Annotated in this window: 18 protein-coding genes and 1 pseudogene; 12 read left to right on the top strand and 7 right to left on the bottom strand. The window is 63.2% G+C overall.

The window, feature by feature from the left end; genetic code table 11:
• Positions 1-223: 223 nt before the first annotated feature.
• Positions 224-1,456, bottom strand: coding sequence for an MFS transporter (locus AOQ71_RS34135; RefSeq protein ID WP_057756581.1), 1,233 nt, complete (start codon positions 1,454-1,456; stop codon positions 224-226).
• A 156-nt stretch (positions 1,457-1,612) separates the two neighbouring features.
• Here AOQ71_RS34135 and AOQ71_RS34140 point away from each other — a divergent pair, with 156 nt between their 5' ends.
• Positions 1,613-2,188, top strand: coding sequence for a TetR/AcrR family transcriptional regulator (locus tag AOQ71_RS34140; RefSeq protein ID WP_057756786.1), 576 nt, complete (start codon positions 1,613-1,615; stop codon positions 2,186-2,188).
• Positions 2,189-2,504: 316 nt separating this feature from the next.
• On the opposite strand, the gene AOQ71_RS34145 is transcribed toward AOQ71_RS34140, so the two are convergent.
• The 3 genes and pseudogenes from AOQ71_RS34145 to mdlC form a co-directional block, all read right to left on the bottom strand.
• Entirely contained in the window at positions 2,505-3,899 is a 1,395-nt protein-coding gene (locus AOQ71_RS34145) for an MFS transporter (RefSeq protein ID WP_057756583.1), read from the bottom strand.
• A 17-nt stretch (positions 3,900-3,916) separates the two neighbouring features.
• The gene (locus AOQ71_RS46730) at positions 3,917-5,368 is read right to left on the bottom strand and encodes an aldehyde dehydrogenase (RefSeq protein WP_057756789.1); all 1,452 of its coding nucleotides are present in this window, start codon (positions 5,366-5,368) and stop codon (positions 3,917-3,919) included.
• Between the two features lie 57 nt (positions 5,369-5,425).
• A pseudogene (mdlC, locus tag AOQ71_RS46735) lies at positions 5,426-7,030 on the bottom strand (benzoylformate decarboxylase); the annotation flags it as partial.
• Positions 7,031-7,149: 119 nt separating this feature from the next.
• Here mdlC and AOQ71_RS34160 point away from each other — a divergent pair.
• Positions 7,150-8,064, top strand: a complete 915-nt coding sequence (locus tag AOQ71_RS34160) for a LysR substrate-binding domain-containing protein (RefSeq protein WP_057756585.1) — start codon at positions 7,150-7,152, stop codon at positions 8,062-8,064.
• 133 nt (positions 8,065-8,197) lie between these two features.
• Here the strand turns inward: AOQ71_RS34160 and AOQ71_RS34165 are convergent, their stop codons facing one another.
• Positions 8,198-9,571 (bottom strand): PleD family two-component system response regulator, encoded by a 1,374-nt coding sequence (locus AOQ71_RS34165; protein WP_057756587.1) that lies wholly within the window; start codon positions 9,569-9,571, stop codon positions 8,198-8,200.
• A 13-nt stretch (positions 9,572-9,584) separates the two neighbouring features.
• Positions 9,585-9,950 carry a response regulator gene (locus AOQ71_RS34170; RefSeq protein WP_008130064.1) on the bottom strand — a complete coding sequence of 122 codons (366 nt, stop codon included), beginning with the start codon at positions 9,948-9,950 and terminating at the stop codon, positions 9,585-9,587.
• 265 nt (positions 9,951-10,215) lie between these two features.
• Here AOQ71_RS34170 and AOQ71_RS34175 point away from each other — a divergent pair, with 265 nt between their 5' ends.
• The 3 genes from AOQ71_RS34175 to AOQ71_RS34185 all read left to right on the top strand — a co-directional run bounded on the left by AOQ71_RS34175 (position 10,216) and on the right by AOQ71_RS34185 (position 13,252).
• Positions 10,216-10,527 (top strand): DUF3572 domain-containing protein, encoded by a 312-nt coding sequence (locus AOQ71_RS34175; RefSeq protein WP_057756589.1) that lies wholly within the window; start codon positions 10,216-10,218, stop codon positions 10,525-10,527.
• Entirely contained in the window at positions 10,524-11,813 is a 1,290-nt protein-coding gene (locus AOQ71_RS34180) for a DNA polymerase IV (protein WP_057756591.1), read from the top strand. Before AOQ71_RS34175 ends, AOQ71_RS34180 begins: the two co-directional genes overlap by 4 nt.
• Before the next feature lie 266 nt (positions 11,814-12,079).
• Entirely contained in the window at positions 12,080-13,252 is a 1,173-nt protein-coding gene (locus AOQ71_RS34185; RefSeq protein ID WP_157083751.1) for an MFS transporter, read from the top strand.
• A 594-nt stretch (positions 13,253-13,846) separates the two neighbouring features.
• On the opposite strand, the gene AOQ71_RS34190 is transcribed toward AOQ71_RS34185, so the two are convergent.
• On the bottom strand, positions 13,847-14,767 hold the full coding sequence (locus tag AOQ71_RS34190) for an adenylate/guanylate cyclase domain-containing protein (RefSeq protein WP_057756595.1): 921 nt from the start codon (positions 14,765-14,767) through the stop codon (positions 13,847-13,849).
• 1,101 nt (positions 14,768-15,868) lie between these two features.
• Between AOQ71_RS34190 and AOQ71_RS46740 the strand changes: the two genes are divergently transcribed.
• From AOQ71_RS46740 to AOQ71_RS34230, 7 genes are all read left to right on the top strand, one after another.
• On the top strand, positions 15,869-16,291 hold the full coding sequence (locus AOQ71_RS46740; protein WP_057756600.1) for a hypothetical protein: 423 nt from the start codon (positions 15,869-15,871) through the stop codon (positions 16,289-16,291).
• A 384-nt stretch (positions 16,292-16,675) separates the two neighbouring features.
• Positions 16,676-16,891: a dodecin family protein gene (locus tag AOQ71_RS34205; protein ID WP_057756602.1), complete on the top strand. Its 216-nt coding sequence runs from the start codon at positions 16,676-16,678 to the stop codon at positions 16,889-16,891.
• 66 nt (positions 16,892-16,957) lie between these two features.
• The gene (locus tag AOQ71_RS34210; RefSeq protein ID WP_057756604.1) at positions 16,958-17,269 is read left to right on the top strand and encodes a hypothetical protein; all 312 of its coding nucleotides are present in this window, start codon (positions 16,958-16,960) and stop codon (positions 17,267-17,269) included.
• A gap of 149 nt (positions 17,270-17,418) precedes the next feature.
• Positions 17,419-17,595, top strand: a complete 177-nt coding sequence (locus AOQ71_RS46465) for a hypothetical protein (RefSeq protein WP_167354012.1) — start codon at positions 17,419-17,421, stop codon at positions 17,593-17,595.
• A 39-nt stretch (positions 17,596-17,634) separates the two neighbouring features.
• Positions 17,635-17,961: a GcrA family cell cycle regulator gene (locus AOQ71_RS34215; protein WP_057756607.1), complete on the top strand. Its 327-nt coding sequence runs from the start codon at positions 17,635-17,637 to the stop codon at positions 17,959-17,961.
• 594 nt (positions 17,962-18,555) lie between these two features.
• Positions 18,556-19,431, top strand: a complete 876-nt coding sequence (locus AOQ71_RS34225; RefSeq protein WP_205668180.1) for a tyrosine-type recombinase/integrase — start codon at positions 18,556-18,558, stop codon at positions 19,429-19,431.
• Between the two features lie 12 nt (positions 19,432-19,443).
• On the top strand, positions 19,444-19,936 hold a 493-nt coding region (locus AOQ71_RS34230; RefSeq protein ID WP_162268295.1), incomplete at its 3' end, for an IS91 family transposase.

Genomic DNA, 19,936 nt, shown 5'->3' on the forward strand with positions numbered 1-19,936 from the left:
CCAGCCTCATGGCTTATCGGCCTTTCCCTTGTCGCCGGATCGGAAAGCGTTAGACGCGGTTCCAATTCCAGGCGAAAGGAGATGCAAGATTCGCACCATCGGAACGATTCAATCAAGCTGCTGAATGCGCTTCGATTCCAGTTTGCTGCTGTGCGGGAGCCGCGCCACGCGCTGCTTCACAGAGGTGCGCATCGCCCAACGGATGAGCAGCGGCTGATGATGCCTACGCGGTTCGCAGCAAGGGCGGCGCGGTCGGTTTGATCAGCGCGAATGCGATCTGGACGATGCCGCCGGCAAGGCCGAGCGCGACGCCGATGCGCCAGGCCATGGAGTAGGAGCCGAGCGTGTCATAGATCAGCCCTCCTCCGTAGGCGCCGAGGAAGCTGCCGATCTGGTGGCTCATGAAGGCCAAGCCCTGAATCATCGCCTGCCAGCGCAGGCCGAACATCTCGGCGACGGCGCCGGCGACCAGCGGGCCGACGCCCATCCACAGGAAGCCCATGATGGCGCCGAACAGCAGCGTCGAGAACGGCGTTGCCGGCAGCATGAAGTACCAGGCCAGCGCGAGCGAACGCAGCAGGTAGATCGCGCCCAGCAGCGCCAGCTTGTTCCAGCGCTGGCCGGCCCAGCCGAAGAACAGCGAACCCAGCACGTTGAAGCCGCCGATCATGCCGAGCGTCTGCGCGCTCAGCATCGGATCGAGCCCGCAGATGGCGAGATAAGACGGCAGATGGGTAGTGAGGAATACGAGCTGCATGCCGCAGACGAGATAGGCGCAGGTCATCACCGCGAAGGAGGCGTTGCCGAACGCCGCCCTCGTCACGGAGGCGGCCGTGGCATCGCCGATATCGTCGGCAGCAGGCTTTGGCAGCGGAATGGCATCGACGCGGCCGGCGTACCACGCTGCCGGGATCATCAGCACCGACATGACGACAAAGCCGGCAAGGCCAATGCGCCAGCCAAAACCCTCGTTGAGCATCTGCCCGACCGGCGCCGACGGCAGCGCACCGAGCGAGCCGGCGCCTGAGACGATGCCGAGCACGGTCGAGCGCACCGTCTCGGGCACCGCGCGCGCCGCCACCGACATCGCGATCGCAGCCGCGGTGCAGGCCAGCGAAGTGCCGATCAGCACGCCCGCGCCGATCATGATGCTGACGAGCCCGTTCGCCGTGGCCATCAGCGCGAGGCCGGCGATGTACATCAGCGCGCCCGCGATCATGATCGGGCGGAAGCCGTAGCGCACCGTCATCGCCCCGGCGAGCGGCTGGAGGAAGCCCCAGGCGAGGTTCTGCACGGCAAGGGCCAGTGTGAAATCCGACACCGAGAGATGGATGTCGTGCGTCAGCGGCGGCATGAAGATGCCGAGCGACTGCCGCAGCCCCATGCTCAGCGTCAGCATGATCGAGGCGCCGATCAGGATCGGCAATGTCGGACGCAGGACCTGCAACAGGGGCATTTTTGTTCTCCCTCATGGGCGCTGGCCGCGCGCCGGCATCTGCATGACCGGTTGATTTTGGTTACACAGACCTGTGTAATTAGTCTATAGGTAACGGGCGCTGTCAAGGTGCTTGTTACACAGGTCTGTGTTATGCCGTCCGCCGAAAAATCCGACATGAAGGAAAGGATCCTTCAGACCGCCGACAGGCTGTTCTATCTGCAAGGCATTCGCGCCATCGGCGTCGATACCATCGCGGCCGAGATCGGCATCAGCAAGCGCACGCTCTACAATCACTTCCCCTCCAAGGATGCGCTGATCGCGGCCTATCTGGAGCGCCGCTTCGTCAGCGCCCGCCCCTCCGACAAGCCGCCGGCCGAGCAGATCCTCGCGACCTTCGATTCGCTGGAGCGGCGGTTTGCAGCGAAGGATTTTCGCGGCTGCCCGTTCGTCAACGCAGTCGCCGAGCTCGGCCCCACCGACCGCGCCGTGAAGAAGATCGCCATCGCCTTCAAGGAAAGCCGCCGCGTCTGGTTTCGCGAGCGACTGACCGAGCTCGGCGTCGCCGATGCGGATGCGCTCGCAACGCAGCTCGTGCTGCTGGTCGATGGCTCGATCGCCCAGGATTTAGTGCGTGACGATCCCGCGATGGCGCGCGCGGCGAAGGAAGCGGCCAAGGTGTTGCTGCGGAATGCCGGCGTGGATGTGGGTGGCGATGCGAAGCCGGTGAAGGGCAAGCGGTCATCCCAATAACCGCTATCGCCGCACCTCTCGGTGATCACCCGCGAAAGCGGGTGATCCAGTATTCCAGAGGCAGTTGTGATTGAACCGAGACGCCGCGGCGTACTGGATTCCCCGCCTGCCGCTTACGCTAAAGCTTCGGCGCCCCTAGACCTCAACCCCGGCGAAGCCTTGGCGTAGCCGGGTCGCGGGGGATGACAGCCGAGTTTGTGCGAATAGCCGAGCGCAACACCCGAGCAGAGATCATCCCGTCAGAACATTGTATTCTAGTTCGTACCGCCATCGAGGTTTCGACATCATAGGGTGTCCCTGCGTTGCATTGTCTCGATCATGATCGTTGCAGATCGCTCGCCGGAATTGCGACAGCGGCGGCTTGAGGCCTCTCAAGCGGCGGAATGTGGCGCCTGACGGCCGCAAGCGCGACGAAGACCAGGATCATGGCCCCGCCGAGCATGAGCAGATAGGCCGACGCACCTCCCGAAGTGATCACGGCAGCTCCCGCGAACGCACTCAGGATCGCACCAAATCGGCCAAAGGCGAGCGCCGACGCCGTCCCGGTTGCGCGCACGGCCGTCGGATAGACATAGGCGCACAACGCAAACATGGTCGACTGCACCGCATTGACGAACAGCCCGTGCACGCCGAGGCCGGCAATCAACAATGACGTGTGGTCCTTCGTGCCGAGCTGCTGGATGACGAGAGCGCTTGCGGTCGCGCCGATACAGCATGCCAGAAGCGGCCAGCGAGACCCGAAGCGTGCAATGGCGACAGCGCAGAACAAGGCGCCGAATACGCCACCCATGTTGTAGGCGGTCAGCCCGGAAGCTGCCACCGCCACGTCGAGGCCCTCCGAGGTCAGCATCGTCGGCAGCCAGCTGAAGGCGCTATACACGGCGAGCAGGCACATGAAGAACGCGCACCAGATCGCAATGGTGTCGCGAGCAAGCCCCGTCTCGAACAATGCGGCCAGTCCCTTGCGCTGCTCCGCGCGCTGTTCGATCCTGTCGCTGAACGTCGCGTCCGCGGGGATCGTCCGGGACATGCGCGCGAGCAAGCCTGACAGTTCCGCCCAGCGCGCCGAGCGGCGGACCAGGAAGCGCGGCGATTCCGGCAGGCCCAACACCAGCAGCAGACTGAGGATCAGCGGCAGCGAGCCGCCGATGAAGAAGAGCGCACGCCAGCCCAAGGCCGGGAGCACGGCGCTGGCGAACAGGCCCGCGAGCATCCCGCCCAGGGGCACGCAGACGATGGTTGCCGTCACCGCCAAAGTGCGGTGGCGGAGCGGCGTGAACTCCGCGGTCGTCGTCGTCGAGGTCGGCAAGGCACCGCCGATGCCAAGCCCGGCGACGAAACGAAGGCAGCCGATCGTCAGGAGATCCGGCGCAAGGCCGATCGCGCAAGTCGCGGTGCCGAATACAAGGACGCTGCCGATCACCGCCCAGCGGCGGCCAAAGCGGTCCGCGAACAATCCCGCACATGCGCTGCCGATCGCCATGCCGACCAGGCCGGCAGCGACCACCGGCGCAAACGCCCCGCGAGTGACGCCCCATTCCTTGATGATCACCGGAATCGCAAATCCGATGAGCTGACCGTCGAACCCGTCCATCACGATCGACAGCGCGGCCAGCAGGACCGCGATCTTCTGGAACGCCGTGAAGGGACCCTCGTCGAGCAACTGGCCGACGTCGATTGCATTCGCTGCGCGTGCACCCGTGAGATTCATGATCTCTCGCCTTCTGTTCAGAACGGATAGTGACGTGGGGAGGTCTGCATGGTGATCCAGCGCAGCTCGGTGAACTCGGCGATGCCGGCCTTGCCTCCGAAGCGCCCGAAGCCAGAGTCCTTGACACCCCCGAACGGCATCTGGGCCTCATCATGCACGGTCGGACCGTTGATGTGGCAGATGCCGGATTCGATCCGCGCCGCCACCCGCATGCCTCTGGCGGAGTCCGTGGTGAATACGGCCGACGACAATCCGTAGGCATTGTCGTTGGCGCAGACGATCGCGGCCTCCTCGCCCCTGACGCGAACGATCGGCTTGACGGGACCGAAGGATTCCTCGCTGTAGATCCGCATGTCGGCCGTCACGTTGTCGAGCAGAGTGGCCGGCATCAGCGTCGAGTCCGCCTTGCCGCCGCAGAGCAGCTTCGCGCCCTTGGCGAGCGCATCGTCGATCAGCTCGTTGCAGCGAGCGACCGTCGCCATGTCGACGACGGAGCCAAGCACCACCGGGCCTTTCCTGGGGTCACCGACCGGCAGCTTGCCGGCCTTATCGGCCAAGCGCTGGACGAACACATCGGCAATGCTCTCGTCCACGATGATCCGTTCCGTGGACATGCAGATCTGCCCGGAATTGGCGAACGCGCCGAAGGCGGCGCCGTTGACCGCGGCGTCAAGATCGGCGTCGTCGAGCACCACGAGCGGCGCTTTGCCGCCGAGCTCGAGCACGACGGGCTTCAAGTACTTGGCGCAGACGCCGGCGATGATCTTGCCGACACGGGTCGAGCCGGTGAAGTTGACGCGGCGAACCGAGGGCTCGGCGATCATCGCCTCGACGACGGCGGCGGCATCCTTCGGCGCATTGGTGACGTAGTTGACGACGCCGGCGGGAAAGCCCGCCTCCCGCAACGCTTCGACGATGAGACCATGCGTCGCCGGGCAAAGCTCCGAGCCCTTCAGCACCACTGTGTTGCCGCAGGCGAGCGGCCATGCGACCGCGCGCACGCCGAGAATGACCGGTGCGTTCCAGGGCGCCATGCCGAGGACAACGCCGGCCGGACGGCGCACGCCCATCGCCAGGCTCCCAGGCACGTCGGACGGAATGATCTCGCCGCCGATCTGCGTCGTCATGGCGGCGGCCTCGAGCAGCATGCCGGCGGCAAGATGGACATTAAAGCCGCTCCATAGCGCCGACCCGCCTGTCTCCGCGGCAATCGCCGCCGCAAAGGCATCGGCCTTGGCTTCGAGGCAATGCGCAGCCTTGGTCAGAAGCGCGCGCCGCTCGGAGGGGCCGATGGCAGACCAGGACGGAAATGCGCGTGCGGCGGCCCGCACCGCCGCAACTGCATCGGCCGCAGTCGCCGCAGGAGCCCGTGTCGCAACGGTCGAATTGAGCGGGTTCTTCCGTTCGAAGGTTGCGCCATGGCTAGCCTGCTGCGGCTCTCCGTCGATCAGCATGGAAATCGTGTTCATGGTTTTCTCCCCTTCCTTCTCGATTTGTTTTGCTGCCAGGCGATCGTCGACCTCAACGTCGATGAGCATCGGCCCATCCGAGGCAAAGGCCTTGTCCAGCGCGGCATGCAGCGCCTCGGCATTGTCGACGCGGACTGCGGGACAGCCCATTCCCTTGGCAATCGCCACGAAGTCGAGATCCGGCAGATCGGTGCCCTGAACTGGCTCTTGCGAGGCAAAGCCGAACGACGGAGCAAAATCCTGCAGCGCGGCGTAGCGGCCATTGTTGACGATCACGAAGGTGATCGGCAGCGAGAGCTTGGCCGCGCTCCAGACCGACTGGATCGAGTAGAGACTCGAGCCGTCCCCGATCACGCCGATCACCCGCGTGCCCCGCTTTCCCAAGGCGACGCCGACGGCCGCCGGCATGCCGTAGCCGAGTCCGCCGCTGTCCATGGTGTAGAAGCCTTCGCTGCGGACAATGGGCAAATGAGCGTGCATCACCGGCCGCGCGCTCGGCGCCTCCTCGACGATGATGCTCTCGGCCGGTCGCCGCTCGGCGAGCGACTGGAAGAGATAGGCCGTCGATAGCGGAGCGGTCGGCTGGACCTGCGGCGCAGCCGCTCGCGGTGGAGGCGCGAGACGCGCAGGCGGCTTCGCCCGTTCCAGCAGATCGATGAGCCCGAGCCGTATGCTGCCGACGGCGGCCATGCCCTGCGGCGTCCACGTCGCGGTTTGGGGATCGTCGATCAACTGGACGAGCGTGGCGCCGGCAGGCACGTGTGGCCCGAAGCCCTCGACGTGATACGTGAACGCCGGAGCACCGATCGCGAAGACGAGGTCCGCGCCCTTGAGCAGAGAGACGATTTTCTCCCGCATGGCCGGCAGGAAGCCGGCGAACAGGCGATGGTCCTCGGGAAAGCTGCACCGGCCGGACATCGGCGCCACGAAGACACGGGCATTGTGAGCTTCCGCCAGACGGACCACTTCAGAGAACGCCGAGTCGCGGTCGACCGCACCGCCGACGACGAAGGCCGGGCTCGTCGCGCCGTCGAGGGCCCGGGCGATCTGGTCGAGAACATCGGGATCGGGCCGGATCTGCTGACTGACGAGGCGGACCGGCAGATATTCCGACGGACGATCCCAGTCGTCGACCGGGACCGACACCAGCACCGGCCCGCGCGGCGGCATCATTGCTAGATAGTAGGCCCGCGCGATCGCGTGCGGCACATCCTCGGCGCGCGCAGGTTCGATGCTCCATTTCACGTATGGCTTTGGCAGCTCGGTCGCCTCGCGCGAGGCAAGGAACGGATCAAGGGCCAGCATCGAGCGTGCCTGCTGACCAGCCGTGATCACCATCGGCGTGCGGTTCTTGAACGCGGTGAAGATGTTTCCCATCGCGTTGCCGACACCGGCCGCCGAATGCAGGTTGACGAACGCGGCATTGCGGGTTGCCTGCGCGTAGCCATCGGCCATTCCGACCACGACGGCTTCTTGCAGGCCTAGAATGTAACGAAAGTCGTCCGGAAAATTCCGGAACAGCGGCAATTCGGTCGACCCCGGATTTCCGAACACCGTAGTCATGCCGAGCCGGCGCATCAGGTCGCAGACGGCGTCACGAACAGTGAGGTGCGTGGCCTGCGAGCGCGCACGGTCGGTCGCAGAGCGTATGGCTTCCTGCATAGGCGTTTCCAAATGTTCTTGACGGCGTTGTTGGCGGCTTCGTCCGGCCGGCGCGAACTATGGAAAGCGGAGACTTGTTTTGAAATTGCCTTTTTACGGCAAAGTCATTACCTTTGTGCATGACCTTCGATTTGCGACAGTTGAACGCGTTCATGACGATCGTCTCGGCCGGCAGCCTCGGTCGTGCCGCGGACCTGCTGCACATTACGCAGCCTGCGCTCAGCCGCACTGTACGTCGCCTCGAGCAGCAGGTTGGTGCGCCGCTGTTCGAGCGTCATTCCAAGGGGATGCAAGTGACGGCCGTCGGCAGCGCCCTGCTTCCACATGCAACGCTGCTGCTGCGCGAGGCCGAAAACGCGACCGAAGAAATCAATGCGATGCGCGGACTTGCGAAGGGAACAATTCGCGTCGGCGCCGTCGGCAACATCGCGAGCCTCATTCTTCCGCTGGCGATCAGCGCCGTCCTGAAGAAGTGGCCCAACCTCACCGTCTTCGTGATCGAAGGCGTGTGGGACCGGCTTGCGGAGGCCCTCGTCAAGAATGAGATCGATCTCGCATTGGGTGCCGCGACCGAGACGCTCGATGAGATCGAAGCCCTCGCCGATTGCCGCTGGCAGGATCAGAGCCACGTGGTCGCCGGCACCCGTCATCCGCTGCGCAGCAAGCGGAAGCTGACACTGGAAGATACGATGACGGAGCAATGGGCGATCACGCCACGCGGCACCGCGCCCTACGAGGATTTGCTGCGGGTGTTCCGCACCCATGGTCTAGGGCTGCCCAACATCGTTGTCGAGACCAGGTCAACCCTCGTCCTGAAGAGCCTGATCGCCCGCTCGGGCTTTCTTGGCTGGATGCCGGAATCGATCTACGACGCCGAGCGCCGCGCTCGCATGGTGGACGCCCTGAACATCCCTGGAGCCACAAGCGCAAGAACGCTGACGGCTTTCAAACGAAGACAGGGCATCTTACCCGCGCCAGCGATCAAGCTCCTCGAAGAACTGCGGAAACTGGCGGCTCGTCCCGCGAGATGGTGATCCGCGATAACCACAGGGAGAAGTTTGGCGAATACTCGGAGTTGCCAGCTTCGCGCTACAACCACTTCCTGTGGTTATGGCTTTCGCCAGGACGACGCCGGTGGATGTGGCGCGCAGCGCGCCCCTCGCCGTCTCACGCCGCGTGCGACACCACGCGATTGCGTCCATCATGCTTGGCGCGGTAGAGCGCCATGTCGGCGCGCTTGAGGACGTCGGCGACCGCCTCGCCCTTCTGCTCCAGCGTGGTCAGCCCGATCGAGATCGTCACCTCGACGCGCTTGGTGCCCTTGTGGACGGTGAACGGCTCGCCGGCAATCGAGCGGCGCAGGCGCTCGGCAACCATGCCGGCGACGTGCAGATCGGTCTCCGGCATCACGATGACGAACTCCTCGCCGCCGTAACGGCAGGCCAGATCGATGCCGCGGATCGACTTGCGCACGCGCACCGCGAATTCGCGCAGCACATCGTCGCCGCCGTCATGGCCGAAATTGTCGTTGATCGACTTGAAATAGTCGATGTCCAGAATCATCAGCGCCAGCGGCTTGCCGCGCGTCGCGGCCTGCTCGGCGAGCGTTGCCAGATGGCTCTCCATGTAACGGCGATTGTGCAGGCCGGTGAGCGCATCGGTGATCGCCATCTCGATCGAATTCTGCACGTTGTCGCGTAAGTGATCAGTGTAGCGGCGGCGGCGAATTTGCGTGCGGGCGCGCGCCAGCAGCTCGGTCTTGTCGAGCGGGCGCAGCAGATAGTCGTTGACGCCGATCTCGAGGCCGCGCAGCAGCCGGGTCGAATTCTCCGCTTCCGCGATCGCCAGGATCGGCACGTGGCGCGTGCGCTCCAGCGAGCGGGCCTGGCTGCAAAGCCTGAGGCCGTCGAAATTGTTCAGATCGAGCGAGACGATCAGGAGGTCGTAATTGCCCTCGGCCGCATGGAACAGCGCTTCGGTCGGATTGGGCTCGACGTCGACGGTGTGCTCGGCGGCAAGGATCGACGCCAGCCGCTGATAGGACGACTCGCGATCGTCGACCAGCAGGACGCGGCCGCCCTTGCCGGTATCGGCGACGGCACTGCGCTCGGGCGCCTGCATGCCGATCTCGAGCGAGGTGATGGCGCGCATGCGCAGCTCGTCGGTCATCATCTTCAGCCGCGTCAGCGAGCGCACGCGCGCGATCAACACGACGTCGGAGACGGGTTTTGTCAGGAAATCGTCGGCGCCGGCCTCGAGACCACGATTGCGATCGGCCGGGCTGTCGAGCGCGGTGACCATGACGACGGGAATGTGGTGGGTGGCCGGATCGGTCTTGAGGCGGCGGCAGACCTCGAAGCCGTCCATGTCGGGCATCATCACGTCGAGCAGGATGATGTCGCATTCGGCGCGGCGGGCCAGCGCCAGCGCCTCGGTGCCGTTCGAGGCGGTCATCACGTCGAAATATTCGGCCGACAGACGGGCTTCGAGGAGCTTGACGTTGGCGGGAACGTCATCGACGACAAGGATACGCGCGGACACCGAAACTCACTCCCTACCCGATAAAACGCCGGACCGTCTCAATGAATTTGCCGACCGAGATCGGCTTGGACAAATAGGCTTCGCAGCCGCCCTCGCGGATGCGCTCTTCGTCGCCCTTCATCGCGAAGGCCGTGACCGCGACGACGGGAATGGAACGCAGCTCCGGATCGTCCTTGATCCAGCGCGTCACCTCGAGCCCCGAGACCTGCGGCAATTGGATATCCATCAGCACGAGGTCGGGCCGCATCTTGCGCACGAGGTCGAGCGCCTCGTAACCGTTGCTGGTGCCGGAGGTCTGGTAGCCATGCGCCTCCAACAGGTCGCGGAAGAGCTTCATGTTGAGCTCGTTGTCTTCCACGATCAGGACGGTCTTGGCCATCCCGCCCTCCTGTTTGGTCCCGACGACCGGTGCATGGTAACGCCTCAGGCGCCGCTTTCCGGCGCTTCGAAAACTGGATTCAAACTAGCCCCAGAGTCGCTTGAGTTTGGTTAAACCCGAGCGGCCACTTTCTGCGATGTGGTTTCCAGTTGCTTGTCTGGGGCCGCAAGGCTCACGCCCAAGCCTCAACATAAAGACTCAGTCTCGAGACTCGGGCATAGTCCAAAGTAGACACCGAAAGTTAACGGAAAGGCAAACCGGGCCCGTGAAAAAGCCTGTTCACAACCCCCGCGAAGTCGCTGAAATCGTTGCGATTCAGGCGCTGTCCTTCGTCGCCGGCGAGCCTGAAAGGCTGGGCCTGTTCCTGGCCGAGACAGGGGTCGGTCCGGAGACGCTCCGGAATGCCGCCTCGGACCCGCATTTCCTGCTCAGCGTGCTCGATTTCGTGCTGCGCGATGACGACACCGTCAAGGCCTTTGCCAAGGCTGTGGGCCTGCATCCGACCAACGTTGCCGCAGCGCGGCAGGTGCTGGGCGATGCGCTCGGCGACCGGACCTGGGAGCGCGACGTGCCGTGACCGCCCTGGAGGCGGCCGGGCCCCGCTGTTTCTGCCGGGATTGTCTGGCCGATCAGGATATGGGCGGGCGGCGCTGTTCCGCCTGCGGCTCCCCCCGCCTCGTCCGCCACCGGGCGCTTGCAGGGCTGACCATCGCCCATGTCGATTGCGACGCCTTCTATGCGACGGTCGAGAAGCGCGACAATCCTGACATCGCCGACAAGCCCGTCATCATCGGCGGCGGAAAACGCGGCGTGGTCTCGGCGGCCTGCTACATCGCGCGCACCTATGGCGTCCGCTCGGCGATGCCGATGTTCAAGGCGTTGGAGGCCTGCCCGCATGCGACCGTGATCCCGCCCGACATGACGAAGTACGTCCGCGTCGGCCGCGAGGTGCGGCAGGCCATGCAGGCGCTGACGCCGCTGGTCGAGCCGCTCTCGATCGACGAGGCCTTCCTCGATCTCTCCGGCACCGAGCGGGTGCACGGCATGATCCCGGCAAAGGTGCTGGCGCGCTTTGCCCGCGAGGTCGAACGCGACGTCGGCATCACCGTCTCGGTCGGCCTGTCCTGCAACAAGTTCCTGGCCAAGATCGCCTCCGATCTCGACAAGCCGCGCGGCTTTGCCGCGCTCGACCAGGAGGAAGCGCGGACCATGCTGGCCGAGAAGCCGGTCGGCTTCATCTTCGGCGTCGGCCCCGCAACGCAAGAACGTCTCATGCAGCGCGGCTTCCGCCTCATTGCCGATCTGCAAAAGGCCGACGCGATCGAGCTGATGCGGCTGTTTCCCAGCGACGGCCGCCGGCTCTGGCGGCTCGCGCGCGGCATCGACGATCGCCGCGTCGAGGCCGATCGCGGCGCCAAGACAATTTCCAGCGAAACGACGTTCGAGACCGACATCCGCGATTTCGCAACGCTGGAGAAGATCCTGTGGCGGCTGTGCGAGAAGACATCATCGCGGCTGAAAAGCAGCGAGCTTGCCGGCTCGACCATCACGCTGAAGCTCAAGACCGCCGATTTCCGCCAACGCACCCGCTCGCAGTCGATCGCAGCCCCGACGCAGCTTGCCGCAAAGATCTTCTCGATCTGCCGCGATATGCTGGCGAAAGAGATCGACGGCACCGCCTTCCGCCTGATGGGCGCCGGCGTCAGCGCCCTGCGCGACGGCTCGCCCGCCGACGACACCGACATGCTCGACCGCCGCGCCGCGCATGCCGAGCGTGCGGTGGACAGCCTGCGCAAGAAGTTCGGCAATGCCGCCGTCATTCGTGGCATCGCCTATGAGGGACCGGAGAAGGCGCAGGAGTGATGGCGACCTGCCTCCACATCGTCATTGCGAGCCACCGGGGCCGCGCTTCGCGCGGACCCGGTGGCTCGCGTGACGGCACACGGCGGGGCCTGTGTCATAGGCCGCTGGCCGACTGAAGTCTGCTCAACCCATGCGATTGGAACCGGGTTGCCCCGTAGTTTTCGATGTTTGGGCTTAGATTCTTGGGTCAAGCCGAGATCGCGGCTTGCTTCGCGGGAGCTTCGACGTGACACTGGCCGGATGCAATCGTTGGACCGGGGGGCCACGTGGAATCGAAATGGCGAATTCTGGCGCTGCTTTTCACAGTGCGCTGCGTCATGGGCATGCAGTTCGAAAGCGTCGGAGCGCTCGGCCCGCTGCTTCGAGCGGAGGGCCTCGATTACGCCCGGCTCGGCATCCTGGTCGGCGCCTATCTGGCACCTAGCGTCCTGGTTGCGCTTCCCGGCGGAATAGTGGTCCAACGGCTCGGCGAACGAACGACGCTTCTGCTGTGCGCGGCGCTGATGTTCGCCGGCGCCGTCGTCGATCTGTCGAGCGACTGGAACGCGCGCCTGCTGGCCAGAATCGTCGCGGGCACGGGGGCGGTGGTGTTTACCATCGCCGGCACCAAGATGATCGCCGATCTATTCACTGGGAGGCAGTTCGGCCTTGCGATGGCGGCGTTCGCCGGCTCGTGGCCGTGCGGGATAGCGCTGGCGTTGGTCGCGTTGCCGCCGATCGCGGACAAGTTCGGGCTGATCGGCGCGTCGATGGCAATGGTGATCCTGACCCTCATGGCGCTGATCCTATTGTTCGCGCTGCCCAAGCAGGCGCGGCCGGTCGTGCCGTTGTCCGCGGCCTTCCCAGGCGCGGCCGTCACGGCCGCCGTGGTCATTGCAGGCCTCGTCGCCGGCACCGCCAACGCCACTTTCGCCAATGCGTTTGCGTTCGGTCCGCTGCTTCTCACCGAGAGGGGCTATACGGCCGAAATCGCCGCCTCTCACGTCAGCGTCGCGCTGTGGGTCACCATCGCGGCCATCCCACTCGGCGGCGCGCTTGCGATCCGGCGAGGTGCCGGCATCTGGATCGCTGCCGCGTCCCTCCTGCTCGCCGCGCTCGGGATGGCAGCCATTCCGATGTCCGACCACGACCTTCTCATCTTCGCAGCACTGGGGCTGGTGGCCGGCCTGTCCGGTGCGACCTTCGCCAGCCTGCCGACATGGGCGCTTCCCGTCCAGGCGCGCGCGGTCGGAATGGGAATCTACTTCTCCGCGTTCTACGGCAGCATGCTGGCGTTGCCGCCGATCGCGGGCGTCTTCGCGCACCGCGCCGGCAGTGCGGGCATCGCCTTCAACGTCGCAGCCGTCGCGCTTTTTATCGCCATCCCGCTGCTCGGGGCCTTCGCCGCGCTGGTTTCCACGCCGAGGTTGGCTCCAGCGGTCGAGGAAGGCGCGGCCTAAGGCTTGCGATATTTGGGCGGCGGACGCGCATTCAGCGCATGTCCTCCGCTACAAAATCCAGTGCGTGCGGTTGATGTGTTCGTCGGCGGGCTCGACCGCTGCGCAGCCAAATCAGCGCCTGCACGAGGCTGCTGGTTGGCACCGGGACGACATGCGGTCGATTTCACCGAATCGCCTCGCCTCCTCAGCTTTATCGATCGCCGGGCCGCGACCTTTTCGCTGCTTACTTCAACGATTACTGCGAGTGCTCTCTCGGCCAGCAACGCCTGCGGCTGGAGGGCCGTCGGTGATGATGGCAAATAGACAGGGCGACCGATCGTTCCCAAAGATTTTCAAAACAAACGTCGTGAATCCGACTTAGATGTTGGCATGGCATCGCAACGGGGTTTGCACTCCCTTCTCCATTCAAGAGTGAACGAAGGTAGAGCGGCTTGGTTCACAAGAGGTCCGCGACGGGCCTACCGCTCGGGGCAATTGTGTCCACGTCAGCGGCGACGCTAATTCGAAGACTTGCAACTTAAGATTCTGGTTTGCAGCCAAAGGAGCCATAGCAATGCCGCAGCCGCACGGCGGATTGATCCGGCCAGGTGGCGGCTAACGCAAGATAAAGGCTGTCAGCAGCTCGGCCTTTCCTTTCAGTTCCAAAGTTGTGCGGTCTGCCTGCGGCTTCTTCTCAGAAAGGGCATCGTAAACCGTCTCGGAAATTAGAATCTCATTAGCTTTGGCCGCACTCTGCAGGCGTGCAGCCGTGTTCACCACGTCCCCGATAGCTGTAAAATTCTTCGATCCTCCTGTGGCCAGGGAGCCAACTTGCGCCTTGCCCATATGAATCCCGACACCAACCGGCAGCGACTCCGTGACCTTCCCCTCGGCCTGGATCAGCCGTCTCGTCGCTGCGACCATGATGTCCGCCGTTCGCGCGCCGAGCGAGGGCATATCGACAAGGTAGATAGCCATGACTTGGTCACCTATGAAGTCGACCAAGGCGTCATCGGAGGTGAGCACCCGATTAGCTCTCGCGTAGAAGCGGCTCACCAAGTCAGCTGCGGCGCTCGAGGTGTGGGTCTCGGACCACGAGGTGAACCCACGTAGGTCGGCGAAAAGCACTCCGACTTTCAGCTCATGAGTTGTTGTCGGCAAGGCTTCGAAGCAGCTCCGGCAGTAGTTTGGGTTGGGCGGCGACGGCCTGATGCCGAACACTTTGCCCAGGCCACCGAACGGCACCATGCAGAACCTACATCGCGGCTCTGACGGGAGCAGCCTCAGCATTCGCCGGTGCCTGCCAACGAATCCAGTTCTGCATAGCGGCAAGATCAGCGGGTTTTCCAGCGTCGATAGACGTCGCACGATCCAGGCATCATAGTTGCAAATCAGCGAGACCAATCCCAGGAGGAGCACCCCGAGCAGAAGAAGGCCGGCCCAGATGGAGACGTACACGGCCAAAAGGAGCGCAAGCAACACCGCGATGATTTCGAGGCAGTCCACCCCGATCTCGAAGTATCTCGCCTTCGTCATGGGCGCACCACCTAAGTCGCAGGTTACCGGGGGTTCACCGGCAGGGACGCCGCGCTTTCAGCCACTTCAAGGAGGCGACATGGGGTTAAAGCTAGGGCACGTTGACTGGCGGCATAGGCGCCGTCGCGCGCGGCAAGAAATCAGTTTGATGCTGGCCGCGCGCCGCCAACATCAGCGCGAAAACGACAAGGAGTATTAAGAGCCCTCGCATCGTGCGCTGTCAAATCAAGGCATAGCCACCATGAGAGCAAGAGCAGCCCCGCCACTTCCCGGACCAGCTGCCGCAAAATATAGCGCAGCCAGGGCGATAATCCCCAGGACGCAGTAGCCGGCGATAATCCGTCCGTCGTAATCCCGTGTTAGCTGGGCTGACGGCGCGTGAGTATATGCTTTAGCTGCCATGACCTAAGTCCTTCCAGTTTTGCTCGATGGGCGTGCTGAGACGAGGCGATGGTGTGTGTGGTGAAATGACTGTTAGTGAGCTGATCGATTGTCGTCGCGCAAGGTGGCGTGTTGTTCCATGCCACCCGACATAATCATGCTCTGGTGGAGACCAATCGCGACAGCGCCAGCGAAGAACAAGACAGCGTACAAGGCTAGGACAGCTCTCGCCCAGCGCCTGTGGGTGATCCTGTCTTCGTGAGTTCTGGCGGCAGTTCGGTCTAGTGAAAACGGCTTGGTAACGTGGGCGGAATCCTCACTAAAATAATCCATAGGAAAACTCCTTGAATTTGGTTCTGTGAGTGCTTGGGATTTCCTCTCCGATTTGGGATACTGCAAATTCCAGGATCACCTTACGCGTAAGCGCCGCGGGCGTTGTGTTAGCCCGTTCACTTATGGGTCCCGGCGGATTTCCCATAGTTCAATCGCATTACGAATTTAACAGGTCAGCGCTACTGCACTTCACGAGTAAGCGAAGACCGTTTCCGTTCGGCGGTATCCGACCAAGCACCACGTGCGACACGTTGGGCCATGCTTCGCTGATAACTTGCATCGGAATTCGATGCGAAACGTGAACTGGCTCACAGGGGGCACCGGAGACCCCAACTAAAGTAAACGCGGAAGTCGTGCTGCGAATATTTCTTTGCGTAGGAGATTTCCATGAAGAAGCTATTTTCGATCGGAGCTATTGCAGCTCTCCTCACGATAGCCAGAGCGTCGGCTGCGGAGCTTCCAACGTTTGAACTTGCGGCCTTCCCGATCACGGCACACCAAGTCGCCTTGATAGGAGGGACGAAGGTTGAGGAGCAGGCGCCCACGCCAACGCTTATGCTCAACGGCATGTCCGCCCTCCCCCCATCAGATCGCAGTCTTGGCTCCGCGCTCCAAGGTGACGGCGGCTACAATCGTTGCGAAGCAGGCATCAGTCGGATTGTCAGCGCGATAATCCAACCGGATGCATTTGCGGGTCTGATCGGCTTCGGTCGTCATCCTCTCCGTTGCTGTCTACTCGATCTGGAGGATTGCACCGCGACGCTGATGCGCGTGCCGGCCAAGTTGCGGAATCCGGAGATTGCACAATGAGCACGACCTATGGTGCAACAGGGCGGGCCAGACGGCTCGTTTTTGCGGAGCGAATTGTCTGGAATTGGACGCGTTGGCGTACCAATTTCTCGGGGCCGACTTTCTATGGGTCAAAGTGCAATGAACTCCGCTTATCTTGGTCGCTGCAATGACGGGCGATCGTTCGGCATCGCTCAGTTGTGGTGCAAGTGGCCGAGTTTCGAGAAGTCGAGCGGGACACCCCAATCAAATACCTGTTCAACGGGTGCGAGGTCCTGATCCGGAAACCATCGGACCGAACAGGAAAGTGACAGCCAGTCGGACCCTTTCCCCGGCATTCCCGAGACGTATCAGCGTCAAGATCCTGGTGCTAGACTTCCTGCCCTACCGATTAGGAGGACGAATATGCCCGACAGCGTCTACAAGGTCATAGAACTGGTCGGTACCAGCACCGACTCGTGGGAGAAGGCGGCCGCTAATGCGGTCGAGCAAGCTGCTCGATCTCTGCGAGATCTTCGCATTGCAGAGGTGGTCAAGCTCGATATGCAACTGGATGACAAGGGGAAAGTCGAGGCCTATCGCGCCAAGCTCAACGTATCGTTCAAGTTCGAGGGCTCCTGAGCCTCAGCACCTCGCCCCTTCTCGGGCGAGGATGGCTCCTGTTGGAAAAAGGGTGCGTGGTGGCCCATGTACATGGTCATTCGCAAGTACAGCAAGGTTCGTTCGGTAGCGGACGCCGCTCGTCGCGCCAGGAGCGGCGTTGGCGAGATCCTAAGGCAATCGCAGGGATTCAGATCTTACCATGTGCTGGATGCGGGCGACGGCGTCGGTATCGCGGTGATGATTTTTGACGATCGCGAAAGTGCCAACGCGGCGAACGCCAAGATACTGGCATTTGTTCAAGCCAGTCTACCTGACCTCGATCTTGGGGTTCCTGAAATCGCTGCCGGCGAGGTTTTGGTAAACATAGAGCCTAATGGGTCTTCAGGCATCAAGTAGCCGAAAACCCTGCCTGCTGTATGGCCTGCCGCCCGCTGATGATGCAGTCAACCTGACCCGCATCACGTTTGCGGTGATCGTGCCCTGGCACCGGCGTTTGCCGGCAAAGACTTTGCGACTGCGCATATGTTTTCAAGGAGCACACGGACATGAAGCAACACACCCGCGAAGCATTTTCCACTGCAGCGATCGGCCGGACACTACTGATGCTGACGCGCAGCGTGATGCCACCCAGGAATCCCGACGAGGACGAGGAGGACGAAGACGAAGACGAGGAAGATGATGCTGACGAACCGGCGGTCGTGCGCGAGCCGGACGAAGACTAGACTAGCCCGTCTCTGGCAGTCAGCGTTATAATATCTACCATGGGCTGGGATGCGAAAGACATAGCGCTTCTCAAAAGGCTCTGGTCCGCAGGACAGAGCGCGGCGCAGATTGCGCGACACCTCGGCTGCAGCCGTAACGCGGTCTGCGGTATGTTGAACCGTTTGGGACTCAAGCGAGGCCACAAGCCGCCCACAGCTCGGCCCCAGATAAGGCCGGCCCCGAAGCTGACGCCGTCGTCGGCAGCCCGCGCCCGTCCCGTCGCGCGGAAGGTGGCGTCGAATACAGCAGAGAGCCAGCCGCCAAAGGAGTTCAACAGGCAGCAGCTTTACGCCATTTTGGCTGAGGCGGTCAGAAACACTGGTTAGGAGCTCACCACGAACGTCATTGCGCTCCGGTCAATCTCGGGCCCACCACGACGGTTCGGCTGTTGCGAAGCTTCCCAAGCCTTCGTCTGCTTCGGGGAGCCCCTTGTTTCCCTGCGCAGGCCCGAGCGCCGCTGTAAAAACTCATCAATCTCGCTATCGCTTGCCTGCCAACGTGGCCCACGTTCGCTTCTCAACAGCGACAGACCGAGGAGTTCTAACGGACAGCTGGCCACAAGCTGGAGCGCTCCTTTCTTCGCGATCCGGCGCTCCTCACCGTCCTTGTTGATACGATCAACCGAACATCCATGTTCGATTAGCGCAAGGTATGCTGGGACTTCTGTATTGCCTGCTGCCGCAAGGCTTTCGCCAGTCATCTCATTCCCCGTGGCAGGCCAGGCAGGCGATGCTTGATTATCGCCTGATGATCACAATCGCTTGCCTGCGTTCCGCGACGACCGCATTCGGTCAAAGGACTAAACCGCTCGCGCGGTAGCTTTCCGCGGCTGGCGGCACGGCTAAGACGATAGCGCAACGGGGCGTCCTGTCTTGAGATTGAGGTGTTGCAACAATCTCACCCAAGACAGGAGCATCCCCATGACCGACGAGGCAGTAAGCCCGCTACGCCGGCGCATGATCGAAGACATGACGATCCGCAAGTTCGCAGCCAAGACCCAACATGACTACATTCAACGGGTCAAGCATTTCGCTTTGTTTCTCGGGCAATCGCCCGATCTGGCGACCTTCGAGGACGTGCGTCGTTATCAGCTGCATCTGGCGACGGGCGGCGCTGGCGTGCCGACCATCAACCAAGCCATCTCGACGTTGCGGTTCTTTTTCAAAGTCACCTTGAAGCGCCACGATATCGTCGAGCACACCCAGTTCATTCACGAGCCGCGCAAGCTGCCGGTGGTGCTGAGCGTGGAGGAGGTAGCGCGGCTGCTCGATGCCGCGCCGGGGCTGAAGTACAAGGCGGCTCTCAGCGTGGCCTACGGTGCCGGGCTGCGTGCCAACGAGGTCGTCTCGCTCAAGGTCTCCGATATCGACAGCAAGCGGATGATCATCCGCGTCGAGCAGGGCAAGGGCGGCAAGGACCGCAATGTCATGCTGTCGCCCAGCCTGCTCGCGCTGCTACGGGCCTGGTGGAAGATGGCTCGGCCGCTAGGCTGGCTGTTCCCGGGCCGCGATCCGGCCCAGCCAATGACCACGCGCCAGCTCAATCGTGCCTGTCATGCCGCCGCGCAGATGGCGGAGATCAACAAGCGCGTGTCGCTGCACACATTGCGCCACAGCTTCGCTACTCACCTTCTGGAGCAGAACGTCGACGTGCGCGTCATTCAGGTGCTCCTCGGCCACGCCAAGCTCGACACCACCGCGCTCTACACCCGCGTCGCTACCAAGACCATCAGCGAGGTCATGAGCCCGTTGGAGCACATCGCTCTCAAGCTCAAGGAGGCGCGGCCGCCCGGCTGACGCCGGGCACCTGTGTCGCGCCCGGCTCTGGAGGTTGCGGATATCTTCCGCAGCCATGGCCCGGCATGGCGTCACGCCCATGCCGGCCATGTCAGCCTCGACCAGTTGAAGTTGATGTCGGCGATCGAGAGCTGCCGCACGGCAGCCCTCGGCGGCCATGTCGCGCGCTGCGAGGACTGTGCCTTTACCACCATCGCCTACAATTCCTGCCGCAACCGGCACTGTCCGAAGTGCCAGGGCGCCGCGGCGAAGCAGTGGCTCGCCGACCGCGAGGCCGAACTGCTGCCGGTGCCGTATTATCACATTGTGTTCACGGTGCCGGCTCGGATCGCCGACATCGCCTATCACAACAGGGCCATCGTCTACGATCTGCTGTTCAAGGCCTCGGCCGAGACCATGCTGACGATCGCCGCAGATCCGAAGCACCTCGGCGCCAGGATCGGCATCACGTCCGTGCTGCACACCTGGGGCTCGGCCATGACCCACCACCCGCATGTGCACATGA

Origin of the sequence: Bradyrhizobium manausense (genome assembly GCF_001440035.1) — a bacterium.
In the GTDB taxonomy this organism is placed as follows: Bacteria; Pseudomonadota; Alphaproteobacteria; order Rhizobiales; family Xanthobacteraceae; genus Bradyrhizobium; species Bradyrhizobium manausense.